General features: G+C 61.3%; 8 protein-coding genes and 1 tRNA gene. 2 read left to right on the top strand and 7 right to left on the bottom strand.

Features of this window, described 5'->3' with window-relative positions:
• From ACE1EY_RS12900 to ACE1EY_RS12890, 3 genes are all read right to left on the bottom strand, one after another.
• A partial coding sequence (locus ACE1EY_RS12900) for a hypothetical protein (protein WP_370300351.1) occupies positions 1-1,287 on the bottom strand: 1,287 nt, incomplete at its 3' end.
• Positions 1,288-1,291: 4 nt separating this feature from the next.
• Complete coding sequence (locus tag ACE1EY_RS12895; RefSeq protein WP_373928092.1) at positions 1,292-2,644, bottom strand: TolC family protein; 1,353 nt, start codon at positions 2,642-2,644, stop codon at positions 1,292-1,294.
• A gap of 197 nt (positions 2,645-2,841) precedes the next feature.
• Entirely contained in the window at positions 2,842-3,543 is a 702-nt protein-coding gene (locus ACE1EY_RS12890) for a response regulator transcription factor (RefSeq protein ID WP_370300352.1), read from the bottom strand.
• A 199-nt stretch (positions 3,544-3,742) separates the two neighbouring features.
• Here ACE1EY_RS12890 and ACE1EY_RS12885 point away from each other — a divergent pair, with 199 nt between their 5' ends.
• Together ACE1EY_RS12885 and ACE1EY_RS12880 are read left to right on the top strand one after the other, a co-directional pair.
• Positions 3,743-4,027 (top strand): PilZ domain-containing protein, encoded by a 285-nt coding sequence (locus ACE1EY_RS12885; protein WP_291513337.1) that lies wholly within the window; start codon positions 3,743-3,745, stop codon positions 4,025-4,027.
• Between the two features lie 38 nt (positions 4,028-4,065).
• Positions 4,066-4,548, top strand: coding sequence for a hypothetical protein (locus ACE1EY_RS12880; protein WP_370300349.1), 483 nt, complete (start codon positions 4,066-4,068; stop codon positions 4,546-4,548).
• Positions 4,549-4,556: 8 nt separating this feature from the next.
• Here ACE1EY_RS12880 and ACE1EY_RS12875 read toward each other — a convergent pair whose 3' ends face one another.
• The 4 genes from ACE1EY_RS12875 to ACE1EY_RS12860 all read right to left on the bottom strand — a co-directional run bounded on the left by ACE1EY_RS12875 (position 4,557) and on the right by ACE1EY_RS12860 (position 12,852).
• Positions 4,557-6,377, bottom strand: coding sequence for an EAL domain-containing protein (locus tag ACE1EY_RS12875; protein WP_370300348.1), 1,821 nt, complete (start codon positions 6,375-6,377; stop codon positions 4,557-4,559).
• A complete protein-coding gene (locus tag ACE1EY_RS12870) occupies positions 6,374-9,445 on the bottom strand; it encodes a response regulator (protein ID WP_370300347.1) in 3,072 nt (1,023 codons plus the stop codon). The genes ACE1EY_RS12875 and ACE1EY_RS12870 overlap by 4 nt, the downstream gene beginning before the upstream one ends.
• A gap of 207 nt (positions 9,446-9,652) precedes the next feature.
• A tRNA-Ala gene (locus ACE1EY_RS12865) sits at positions 9,653-9,728 on the bottom strand.
• 55 nt (positions 9,729-9,783) lie between these two features.
• On the bottom strand, positions 9,784-12,852 hold the full coding sequence (locus ACE1EY_RS12860; protein ID WP_291513341.1) for an efflux RND transporter permease subunit: 3,069 nt from the start codon (positions 12,850-12,852) through the stop codon (positions 9,784-9,786).
• Positions 12,853-12,860: the final 8 nt, after the last annotated feature.

The raw sequence follows: 12,860 nt of genomic DNA, 5'->3' as shown, positions 1-12,860 counted from the left end.
CATTTCTTGCGCCAATTTAGTGCGCGCCCGTGTTCGTTTCATTGGATTCCACATGGCAACCCCGCAAAGGACGAGGAACAAGACAACACCCAGGCCGGCCCACTCGCGTTCGAGCCACACACCAACCAGGTGGAACAACACCCACGCGACGACCCCCATCCAGGCGACGACAGCCAAGGCGTACAGACGAATGACCGGCGTGGATACGCCCGTCGGTTTCAGACGGCGCCAGATTCGGCCCCGGCCCAAAATGGAAGCGACCGCGACATCGCGCAGATCTGGCGTGTCCAGCCGCGTGGCCAGTAACTGATAGCCCTCATGCCGCGACATGGGATTGAGCCGCAGCAGAAACACCCACCCTGACAGCACGGCGACGCCGGCATAGAGCAAGGGTAGATGGGATGCGGACTGGCGGCTGACAAACCAGCCCAGCGTTGCCAGCACCAGCAGCGAAAGCATGGCCACCAGCGACGACCCGAGCACGGCCATGCGATCGGTTGTCGCGAAACGTTGGTCGTGATTCGCGATCACCGGCGACACATCCGCGTAAAAGCGAGGTATCACCCGCAACATAAAGGTGATGCCAAACGCCGGCAGATTGCCAACCCGGCGCAGATACTCGGCAGCGCGAGCAATCTGCCCCAGCAGATTCACCGAGAAAAAACCCAGCGCCGCGATCTGGATGATGGCCCAGGGTCCGACCAACCGTTGCAGGTCCACCCAGACCCCCACCCGATTGTTGTAGACACCGAGCCCCAGGCAAAACAGCACCACGCCCAGCGCAGCCATGCGCCAGCGGGCGTGCATCGGCCAGTTCAGTAGCCGGCCGGCCCACAGCAACCAGCGCGTGGGCAGGTGAATGGCGATATCCGGCGTGCGGGCTTCGCGCAGGGCATGCTGACGCGCCAGTCGGGACTTGGCCAATGGCTCCGCTTCGCGATTCGCCCGCTCGGCATTCCATTCGCCCGGCGTCGCTTCGGCGAGGTCGGAATCATTGGCCGCGGTTTGCCATGCAGCCGTCTCGGCTTCGAGCAGCCCCGCACGGTCCAACTCGCTCAGAAACCGCTTGGCCGCTGCGATATCGGTATCCGTACCCTGCGCCCTGGCCACCTCCACGGCCTCGGCCAGCGAACGCGTCCCGTCAAACAGCGACGCCAGGCGAAACTCGGTTTCGTCGAAGCGATAGACCCGACCGTCATCCTGGCTCGTAAGCAGGATGATCTCGGCATAGCGCGTCGAAATACGCGACTGACGCCGATAGACCAGTTGTGGGTGGGCCGAACTCATGACCTTAGTCGTCCAGCATCCGGTTCACGGACATCAGATCGGGCGTGCCCAGGGTTCCGGCCGCGGCCTTGAGCCGCAGGCTGTTGAGCAGATAACCGTGCACCGCGCGGGTGAGAGCCCGTTCGGCATCGAAACGCTCGCGCAGCGCCTGGACGAGATCGACTTCTGTCCTCGTGCCGGCAAAAACCCCGCCTTCGGTGGCTTCCACGGCGTCATAGGTGGCCGACCGGGCCGTGCGCAAGGCTGCGACCTGTTCGCGCCCGAGCAGCAAGGCGGAATGCGCGCTGGTCGCCTGGAATTCGGCCTGCCGCTGGGCACGGGCCTGGCGGGCCAGGGCCTGCTCATAGCGGGCGACAGCGGCCGTGGTTCGGGCGCGTGTGGCACCGCCGTCAAACACCGGCAGCCGCAGTTCCAGACCGATCAAATCCTCGGAATCCTCCCGCTCGCCGGATACGCCGCCCGAGTTGTCGATGTAGTCACGCTGGGCGATCAAATCCAAGGTCGGCAGTCTGGCGGCGCGTTCGATGTCCACCGCACGCGAGGCCACCTCGGATTCCAGCCGTGTGGCCACCAGTAGCGGGTTGCTCTCCCGTGCCTGTTGTACCCAGGCTTCGCGATCCGTCGTCGACAGCTCGGGCAGATACCCGTAACTGCGGATGGCGGACAGCACCATGGTGGGTTCACCGGTGATTAGCGCCAGCTCCGCACGGCGGGTCAGCAGAGCCTGCTCCGCGCGCAAGACCCGCGCGCGGGCCAGCTCGCGCTGGGCATCCGCTTCGGAGCGACCCAACTCGGTGGCGATTTCCAGCTGTGCCTGCTCGCGCACCTGATCCGCACGGTCCGAGATAGCGCGCAACTCCGCCTTGGCGAATTCGAGATCCTGCTCGGCGTCCAGCGCAGCGAAATACGCATCCGCCACGCGCAGCATCAGATCGACCTCGGCTGCGTTCAGGCGTGCGGCAGCGGCGGCCACCCGTAGCGACGCGGCGTCGCGCTGTCGCCAACGGTCCAGCCGGAGTATTGGCTGTCGAAGTTGAATGGAGTACCCGAAGGCTTCGAAATCATCGGATCGATCAATGTCCTGAAGCCCGAAATAATCACCGACCACCTCGCGATGATTCGCAGTCGCGCGCCCGGCCACGGTGAGCACCGGGTGGTAGCCCGCTCGCGCAAGGTCACGGTCGGCCAGCACCTCGGCGTAACGTGCCCGCGCTTCGGCCCAGGTCGGGTCCTGTTCCATGGCGTGGGCGAAGGCGTGGGTGAGCCCTTCTGCCTGAACGATGGGACTGACCAGAGCCAGCGCTGCGCCGAGCAGACCTGCCCGAAGTCCAGCCCAATAAATCCACTTCCCTGTCACGTGCTCCCCAGTGGCTTCCAAGACGGTCCCGGCAGTCTACCGACCCCGCAAAATCCACCACCATGGAGAGGTGACGCGCGGCCGTGTAGGAAATTTCCGGCAACCGCTGCGAATCCGCGCCGATTGTCGCTGTAACTGCGGGCAAGAGCGCTTCTTCGATGTACCGGTACGCCTTGCCTTGGGCCATCTATTGGGAATCAGTCCGCGTGTTCGGCGACCCACCCGCGCTCCTGGGCGACACGCATCAGCGCCAGGCGACTGCTCACTCCCACCTTCTGGTAGATATTGTGCAAATGGGTTTTCACGGTGCCTTCGCTCACATGGGCGCGCGTGGCGATTTCCTTGTTGCGCAGGCCTCGGCAGACAAAACGCACCATTTCCAGCTCGCGATCCGACAACAAGGCTTTGGCGGACTGCTGGGCTTGGTCGGTCGCCAGCATCCGCTCAATGGCACTCCCCAGGGATCGCATTTCGACCCAGCGGCCGCCCGCAGCCACCTTGCGCAAGCAAGCGATCAGCAAATCCGTCGGCATAGTTTTGAGCAGCAGCCCGTGAACGTCGTGGCGAACCGCATCGATGGCCGCTGCAGCATCCAGTTCCGCAGCCAACAAAATAATCTTGGTCTGGGGCGACGCGCTACGGATCCGCGACAGCTGCTCAAAACTGCTGCCGCCCTCGAGCTTCATGTCCAGCACGGCGAAGGCGGGTTTCGCCCGCTCCACTGACTCATGGAGGTCGGCAATCGTCGACACGCAGCTCACCACCGCGAAGTCGTCCGCCCCATCAATCATGGCGCGCACGCCCTCTGCGAATAATGGCTGGGTATCAGCGACAACCGTGGTCCCTGCCAACCGATTGATCGCCGGCTGAGGTGCCGGGACCTGACCATCGTCCTTCATTCCGAGTATTCCCCAATCCCGCGTCGTACGTTGCTTGCCTCGCTCAGCACATCCTACCTGCCCGAGCAGCCCCGCTACTCTATCGTTCGGTATAGCACCACCACCCACATGGGGCAGCGAGATTTCTACCCACCCACCGATGTCCACCTGATGCGTCTGCCTTCAAGCTAGCGACATCGGTTATGCAGCGGACACGAATATGGAACGACGAGTCGCCAAACGCTTTGCGATTCAGCGCGATGCCACGGTCGACGGAAGCCATGCACTGGTGGCCAACGTTAGCCAAAGTGGGGCATACGTTCTGCTGGATCAGCATCGCTGCGTTGGCGATCGCGTTGAGCTGTGCTTTCGCACCGAAAGCCTCGCTGGGCCGCTCGACTGGGAGTGCCTGGGAACGGTTCGCCGCGTCTCGATCCGGGGTGGTCTGGGTGTGGAGGTGCAAGCCTTGACGGTATCCGACCCCTATCTGCTGTTGAACGACTAAAACTATTGAATCGCTATACCCCACGGGAGGGAATACCTATGGCCAAGCTCATCGCCGCATTCGCAACCTTGTGCGTGATCGTCCTGTTCACATTATCAACCGGCTCGGCTGAATCAGCCGACACCAATGAACTCCGCCTGGTCCTTGCGTTACCAACGGCATCCGGTGGTGCTCAACAGTTGGCACTTGATGCAGCACCAGGCGAGTCGATTCAAATGACGAATCTGGCCAGCGAGCAATCGCCCGCTGAACTTCCGGCAGACGCCTACCGCATTCACGGCACGTGGACATCCAAAGACACCTTGGAACTGGATGTTTTTGTCGCCGAAACCGTGTCCTTTCGCGACAACGAAACGACATGGGCGCCAGAGCGCGAACTTCGCCACCACCGCCTTTCGGTCCAGCGCAGTCACGGAAACGGAATTGGCGAGTTGCAACCGGCACCGGGTGGCGTGCCGCAAGCCCTGCTGATTTCTACCGCGTCGGGCAACGCAGTCGCGAGTCGTCAGCGCACCCTTTAACGACGGTGTTAGGCAGGCACTGCTGGCTTGCCCAGCAGTGCCATGAATTCGCCCCCTGGCAGCGCCGGGCTGAACAGAAACCCCTGAACCTCGTCGCAACCGTGGGACTCCACGAACTCGAATTGGCGTGTGGTGGCGACGCCTTCGGCGACCGTCTTGAAGTCCAGCCGCTTGGCCAACGCGAGTATCGCGCCGACGATGGCCCGATCTTCCGCATCGGTTTCGATGTCGCGGACAAAGCTTTGATCAACCTTCAACACGTCAAATGGCAGACGCTTGAGATAGGCCAGCGACGAGTAACCGGTGCCAAAGTCGTCCAGGGCCAGCGTGACGCCCATCTCGCGCAACGCATGGAGCCGGTGAATCACCGACTGCACGTCTCCCAGCAACGTATGCTCGGTTAGCTCGAACTCCAGACAAACCGGTTCCGGCGCGGCGTCCAGCACTTGGCGGGTGACCTGCAGCAGGTCTCTTGAACCGAAACTCGCCGCGGACAGATTCACGGCAATCCGCACGCCGTACTGCGCGACAGCGCGCCAGAGCGACGCATTGGACACCACGGTTTCGAGCACATAGCGATCCAACGCCACGACCAAGCCGGTGTCCTCGGCCAACGGCACGAATTCAGACGGGCTGATGAAGCCGCCCTGCCCGTCCGGCCATCGCACCAGGGCCTCGGCGCCACTGATATGACGATCGCTGACCCGAATCTTCGGCTGAAAATAGACTTCGAGCACGCGATTGCGCAGCGCATCGCGCAGGCGCTGCTCAAGCTGCAGCTGATGGCCCAGGTTGGCATCAAGCGTCGGCGAGTAGCGGCTGATCTGATCACGGCCACTGCTCTTGGAGTGGATCGTGGCCGCCTGCAATCGCTTGATCAGCCCCAGCGGTTCGTCGCCGTCATCCGGGAACAGCGTGACCCCGCCGCTGGCGGTCACTTCGATCGGGCCGGCGACCGCCGTGTCACGTAACTCGAAGGGGCGGCGTACTGCGGCCAGCATGCGCTCACCCAGCTCCGCCGCGGCCGAGGGTAGATCGTCGCCGGACAATCGTTCGTCCTCGCTGAGCAGCGTGACGAACTCGTCCGGGCCGATGCGAGCCAGCAGATCGGTGGCGCGAATGCACTGTCCCAGCCGCTGGGCCACGGCCCGCAGCAGGCGATCGCCAAACTGTTCGCCATGTGCGGCGTTGACCATGTGGAAGCGGTCGAGGTTGATCGAAACCAGCGCCAGCCGTTGCTTTGCACGCCGCACCCGGTCGGCGGTGCGTTCCAGGCGCATGACGAAATCGTGCCGGTTGGCAACACCGGTGACCGTATCGAAACTGAGCAGATAGTCGGCTCGCGCCGTCGCGCTGGCATGTTCCCGGCGCTCACGCTCCAGGGCGTCCAATGCCTCGGTGAGTTCCAGCGTACGCTCGCGAACGTTGCTCTCCAACGCGATCCGCTGATCCACCAGGGCCAGATGCGTGGCCACCCGGGCTTCGACAATCGGCGGGCTGATCGGCTTGGTGATGTAATCGACCGCGCCCACTTGAAGCCCGCGACGTTCGTCCTCCATGTCCGAACGTGCGGTGATGAAAATCACCGGGATGCGCCGCGTGCGCGGGTCTTCTTTCAGCTTGCGACAGACTTCGTAGCCGTCCATGCCCGGCATCATCACATCGAGCAGAATTAGATGCGGTGGCTCGTCGCTACGCGCAATCTGTAAGGTGCGCTCACCGTTGGTGGCCACCTTGACCCGATACTGAGTGGAGAGGATGCCGTCCAACAACTCGATGTTCTCCGGCGTGTCGTCCACGACCAGCACGGTGGCCGCCGGCGACCTCATACCTCGACCCCCAGCGCTGCCGCCAGCGTATCGATCTCGCGACTCGCCTCCTCGAAGGCGTACGCCGTCATCAGCGCGCGGATAGTCGACAACACGGGCGGCGGGTCATCCAGCATCTGCTCCAATTGCTCCAGAGAAGCCCTGGCGTGGGTGTCGCCCTCGGCCAGAGCGGTTCGGAGATCACGCAGAATCGGGGCCACGTCTTTCCCGGCAGCGGTCACCGGCTTACCGGCTCCCGGCATCACGGATTCGGCCGCGGTTTGCGCTGCCAGCAGGTGCGACAAAGCACGTTCGATGTCGTCGACCGGAGCGGCAGCGGCAAGAAGGTCGTTCTCGTCCCGTGCCAGCGATTCCAGTCGGCCCGCGCAAGTCTCCAGCGCAGGGAACCCGATGGTGCCTGCCGAGCCCTTGAGCGCATGCCCCAACTGGCGCAGGGTTTCCCAATCCTCTTCGGCCAGTGCAGTACGCAAGCGCTCAGGGTCGTCACGATGGTGTTCGATGAACACATGGAGCATGCGATCACGCAACACCGCGTTGCCACCGGCTCGCTGCAGAGCGAGCTGCGCATCGATGCCAGCCTCCGGCGAAGCCGTCGCATCCTCCCCTTCGCCAACCCAGCGCACCACCGTTGCGATCAGACTGCGGGCGTTGACCGGCTTGGCAATATGGTCGTTCATGCCGGCATCCAGACAGCGCTGACGATCCGCAGCCATGGCATTGGCTGTCATCGCGATGATCGGGATTTTCTGCGACGGGCCTGACTGGCGGCGAATGATCCGGGTGGCCTCCAAGCCGTCCATCTCCGGCATCTGCATGTCCATCAGAACCGCGCCGTAGGTCTGCGTCATGGCCTGATCCACGGCCTGCCGACCGGTCACTGCGACATCAACCTGGGCACCCGCCGACTCCAGCATTTCGACCGCGATCTCACGGTTCACGGGGTTGTCCTCCGCCAGCAACAACCGAGCGCCTGCCAGCGGCCGGCTCGTCTCGGCGGGGACGACCACGACGCCATCTTTGTTTTTCGGATTGCGTAATTCGACCAGGGTGTCCAGCAATGTGGATGCCGATACTGGCTTGATCAGATAACCGTCGAAACGCTCGGAATCCACCTGGGCGAGAACCTCCTCCCTCCCGTAGGCGGTGACGAGGATCATCTGCAGATCATGGCCACAGCGTCGGCGGATTTCAGCCGCTGCCTCGATGCCGTTCATGCCGGGCATGCGCCAGTCCATCAGCACCAGATCAAAGCGCCGGGGCTGCACCTCCTCGACGGCCTCCTCACCCGAGGCCGAGCAGACCACGCTAAGCCCAAAACCCTCCAGCGTGGCGGAGAGGATGTCCCGTGCGGCCGGATTGTCATCGACCACCAGGCAACGCAGGCCGAGCAGGTGGTCGCCGGCGCGTTCGGCCAGGCTGCGCACGTCGGCGCCGGTCGGGAAAGCCAGCACAAAGGAGAAGGTGCTACCGACTCCGAACTCGCTACTCACCTTGATCGTGCCGCCCATCATCCCGACGAGCCGCTGGGAAATGGTGAGCCCCAACCCGGTGCCACCGAACCGGCGAGTGGTGGAGGCATCAGCCTGGGTGAACGCCTGAAACAACCTGGCAACCTGCTCCGGCGTCATGCCGGCACCTGTGTCGCGGATGGAGAACTGCAGTTCAACGTGCGTATCGTTACGCTCCATCACCTCCACCCGCACGATCACTTCGCCTTGCGTGGTGAACTTGATCGCGTTGCCGACCAGATTGATCAACACCTGACCCAGTCGCAGCGGGTCGCCCATCATCTCCGTCGGCAGGGTCGGCGGCAGATCGAACAACACCTCGATCTCGGCGTTGGCAGTGCGTGTCGCCGCAATATCCGCGACATTTTGCATCACCTCATGCAGCGAGAAACGTACCGACTCCAGGTCCATCCGGCCGGCTTCGATCTTCGAGAAATCCAGAATGTCGTTGATGATGCGCAACAGGCTTTGCGCCCCGGACTCGATCTTCTTCAGATAGTTACGCTGCCGGTCGTTGAGATCGGTTTGCAATGCCAGATGCGCCATCCCCATGACTGCGTTCATCGGCGTGCGAATCTCATGACTCATGTTGGCGAGAAAATCGCTTTTGGCCTGATCGGCCTGCTCCGCGGCGTCCTGAGCCTGCCGGGCCCGCCCCTCGGCTTGCTTGCGCAGCAAAATGTCCGATTGGATGGCATCCGCCATGCAATTGAAATCCGCGCCCAAGTGCTCCAATTCGCGCACCGAATCAATACGAACGCGATGGTGATAGGCGCCGGAGGCAATGCGGTTGGCGCCGTCGGTGAGCCGGCGCAGCGGCCGGACGATGCTCCGCTCGGCCATGACCAACAAGCCCGTGCAAACCAGAACCAGCAGCATTACCAGAAACACCTGATATTGCAGCAACGACCGGCTTTGGCGTGCCAGCGCCGCCACCTCGGCACCGGTGCGGGCATTCACCAGACCGATGAAGGATTCCACCGATGCCATGATGCGGTGCTTGTAATCGAAGTATTCGGGGCCGGTCAGCCGCTGATAAAGCGGATAGACCGCCTGGTAGTACGCCGCGGTTCCTGGCGGCTCCCCGATGGCTTCCAGCGCCTGCATTACCTCGGTCTCGATCTCGGCCAGACGGTCGGATTCCTCGCGCGAGGTATTCAGCGTCGTGAACTCCGAATCCGCAAATCGGGCTTCCCGCATCATGTCGACGAGGGATTTGGCCGCTCCATAGTCAACAACCACATCCGGATCCGCCAGGCGGCGATCCCAGAACGAGCCATCGTAGTCTCGCGGCCTGGCCGACTGGCCGTTGCGAATCGCCAGAATTTCGTTGAAATACTCGCGATAGCGGACATCGCCGGTGGCGACATAAAGCCGCACCATCATCGTCAACTCGTTCGAGCTCTGACGCATGCGCTCAGCCAGCTTGAAGGTCTGCGTACGGCGGTTCTCCGCGACCGCCTGCTGCTCACTAATGCCGAGCTGTAGCGTTGTCACATAGATGAGTAACGCGACCACGGCACCAATCCCGCCCAGTGCCAGCCCCACTGCCCATCGCATCGACATCATGTCCCTGCCCCAACACAGTCCAAGTTTCCCGAATGGGCCGCCAGCGTGCTCGTATCCACTTCTACCAGACCTGCGACCGCAAACGCGAACCTGGGCCTCTCACAATCGGGCAGTCTCGCCCGGTATGCCGACGTATCCAATGCACAAAAAAACCGCGCCTGTGCGCGGTTTCTTTTGGTCCGAATCGGACGACGAACTTGGTGGAGCGGAGGAGGATCGAACTCCCGACCTTCGCATTGCGAACGCGACGCTCTCCCAGCTGAGCTACCGCCCCAAGTCGCCGCTATTGTCCGCGATGCTCGCAGAGCAGGCAACAAGCCCTGCTCCAATCAGGCGACCTTGGCCTCGCGGGTGGAAAAATCGCGCCCCAGGACCATGTACATGCCGGGTACGACAAACAACGTGAACAGCGTGCCGATGGTCATGCCGGAGGCGATCACGACGCCGATCGCAAAGCGGGACGCTGCCCCCGGCCCGCTGGCGGTGATCAGCGGCACCACAGCTATCACCAGCGCCGCGGTGGTCATCAACACGGGCCGCAGCCGAATGGCCGCTGCCTTTTCGATGGCGGTACGCTTGTCGAAGCCATCCCGCGTCTGCAACTGATTCGCAAACTCCACGATCAGGATGCCATGCTTGGAAATCACTCCGATGAGGGTGACCAGTCCGACCTGGGAATAGATGTTCAGCGACGTGAGTCCGAGGCTAATGAAGATCAACGCACCGCAAATCGACATCGGTACCGTAACGAGCATGATAATCGGGTCGACGAAGCTCTCGAACTGCGCTGCCAGAACCAGATAGATGATGACGAGTGCAAAAAAGAACGTTGCCACGAGCGCACTACCCTCAGCTTTAAACTGGCGAGACTGGCCCGCATAGTCGACGGTATAGCTTTCTGGAAGAATCTCTTCCGCCGTTTTCTCCATAAAGCTCAAGATGTCTCCCAACGCAATACCCGGAACCGGAACACCCTGGATGGTCGCAGCATTGAGTTGCTGAAAGCGCTTAAGCATCCGAGGCCGGACGACCTCGTTCAAGGACACCACAGTCGATAGCGGAACCATCTCGCCAGCAGGCGTGCGGACATGGTAGGTGCCCAGTTGATCCGGATTCAGCCTGTCCTCACGGGCAACCTGCGGAATCACTTTGTAGCTGCGTCCTTGAATCGAGAAGCGATTGACGTAACCACCGGACAACATCGCCGCAAGGTTCGTCCCAATGTCCTGCATCGAGAGGCCCATCGCGGCAACCTTCTCACGGTCAATCTCAACCTCTACCTGCGGCTTATCGATCCGCAGGTCAGATTCAACAAAAATGAACATCCCGGACTCGCGGACGCGTTGAAGAAATTCCTGGGTGACGTCGTAGATCGCACGCGATTCGTCGGTGGACCCAATGATGAACTGAACCGGGAGTCCGTTGCTGCCGCCGGGCAATGGTGGCGGTATAAATGCAGCGGTATCCAATCCGGCTATCTGCGAGATCACACCCTGCATCTCCTGCTGGACTTGTTTGTTGCTCTTGTCCCGGTCGCTCCAAGCATGCAACGTCGCTCCGGTAATCGCCGAATTGACCGCTGGACCCGAAAACCCGACGCCGTTGATCTGAAAGATATTCTCGACGCTCTCATTCTCACGGATCTTGCCGGCCATGTACTCAGTCCACATGGTGGTTTGGTCAATAGTGGAATTGGGAGCACCCGTCGACAACATGAACACGATGCCCTGGTCTTCCTCGGGTGCAAGTTCGCTATTTGCTGACACAAACAAGAAATAACAAGAAATCAGCACTACGCCACCGAATACCAAAATTACGGGCACCGTGTTGAGTGCCCCATGCAAACGACGCTCATAGCCGTTCTCAAGTTTTGTAAACTGGCGATCCAGAAAGCCCGCGAATCCGCTCTGATCATTGCCGTTATTCGCCTTGAGCAGCTTGGCGCACATCATCGGGGATAACGTAAGTGCCACGATCCCCGAGATCAGAACGGCACCGGCGAGCGTAAAGGCGAACTCGATGAACAACGTACCGGTCAGCCCACCGAGTAACCCGATTGGGGCGTAGACAGCCACCAGTGTGATGGTCATGGCCACGATAGGGCCACCTAACTCCCGCGCACCTACCAACGCGGCTTCTTTCGGTTCCATGCCGTCTTCGATATGACGGTGGATATTCTCGACAACGATGATGGCGTCATCCACCACCATGCCAATCGCGAGGACCAGCGCCAGCAAAGTGAGCAGGTTGATCGAGAACCCCATAACCAACATGACGAAACCTGCGCCCAGCAGCGACAGCGGTACGGCGATCGCCGGGATGATCACGCTTCGGACACTGCCAAGGAAGAGAAAGATCACGACGATCACGATCACCATCGCCTCGATCAGCGTGGCCTGCACCTCGGAGATCGAATCCTCGATGTAGCGCGTGGCGTCGTAGACGATCTCGGCTTCAAGGCCTTCTGGAATTTGCTCAACGATTCTGGGAAAGAGTTCACGAACGTCCGCAATCACATCGAGCACGTTCGCGCCTGGTACCACGTTGATTCCGAAGAAGGTTGCCTTTTGCGAGTTGAACTGAACATCGACGTCATAGCTTTCGGCGCCGAGGACAACTGACGCCACATCACCGAGCCGGATTAACGCGTCCCTCTCCTCCCTTACGACGAGATTCTTGAACTCCTCAGCGGAATGCAGATCAGTCTCTGCGGTCAGATCAAACGAGATCATCGACCCCTTCGTCTGCCCAACGGCAGCCAGCACATTGTTTGCGCCCAAAGCCGCATATACATCAGCAGGCGTTACCCCCAGTCCCGCCATGCGTTCCGGCTGCATCCATATCCGCATAGCAAAGGTTCGTGCACCCAAGATCTCGGCCTTCTGTACACCCTGCACGGTCTGCAATTGGGGCTGCACCACGCGAGTGAGGTAATCCGTAATCTGATTGTTCTCCAGCACCTCCGAATAGAACGATATGTACATCGTGGCCGTAGTCTCGCCAACCGTTAGATCGATGGTCGGATCTTCGGAGCCGCTCGGCAGATCAGCACGGATCTTGTTGACCTTAGAAGTGATCTGAGTGAGCGCCTCGTAGGCGTCGTAGTTCAGCTTCAGGTTGGCCTGGATCGTGGAGACGCCCTGCTGGCTGAATGACTGCAGATAGTCGATACCGTCGGCACTAGCAATCTCTCGCTCCAACGGTGTCGTGATGAATCCCTGGACCAAGTCTGCATCCGCACCGGTGTATACCGTCGTCACGGTAATGACTGCATTCTCGGCCTGTGGGTATTCCTGCACGGTCAACGACTGGAACGCACGTAGCCCGACGATAGCGATCAGCAGGCTGACCACCGATGCCAACACGGGCCGGCGGATGAAAATATCGGTGAACGCCATATCCGTCC

The organism is Abyssibacter sp., from assembly GCF_964229365.1.
In the GTDB taxonomy this organism is placed as follows: domain Bacteria; phylum Pseudomonadota; class Gammaproteobacteria; order Nevskiales; family OUC007; genus Abyssibacter.
Note: the sequence above shows the minus strand (reverse complement) of the source record. Positions and strands in the feature narration are given on the sequence as shown.

What these genes read in the sequence shown, in the direction of transcription:
- ACE1EY_RS12875 (WP_370300348.1), bottom strand. Translation starts at nt 6,377, where the DNA reads ATGAGGTCGCCGGCGGCCACCGTGCTGGTCGTGGACGACACGCCGGAG.
- ACE1EY_RS12885 (WP_291513337.1), top strand. Translation starts at nt 3,743, where the DNA reads ATGGAACGACGAGTCGCCAAACGCTTTGCGATTCAGCGCGATGCCACG.
- ACE1EY_RS12870 (WP_370300347.1), bottom strand. Translation starts at nt 9,445, where the DNA reads ATGCGATGGGCAGTGGGGCTGGCACTGGGCGGGATTGGTGCCGTGGTC.
- ACE1EY_RS12880 (WP_370300349.1), top strand. Translation starts at nt 4,066, where the DNA reads ATGGCCAAGCTCATCGCCGCATTCGCAACCTTGTGCGTGATCGTCCTG.
- ACE1EY_RS12890 (WP_370300352.1), bottom strand. Translation starts at nt 3,543, where the DNA reads ATGAAGGACGATGGTCAGGTCCCGGCACCTCAGCCGGCGATCAATCGG.
- ACE1EY_RS12860 (WP_291513341.1), bottom strand. Translation starts at nt 12,852, where the DNA reads ATGGCGTTCACCGATATTTTCATCCGCCGGCCCGTGTTGGCATCGGTG.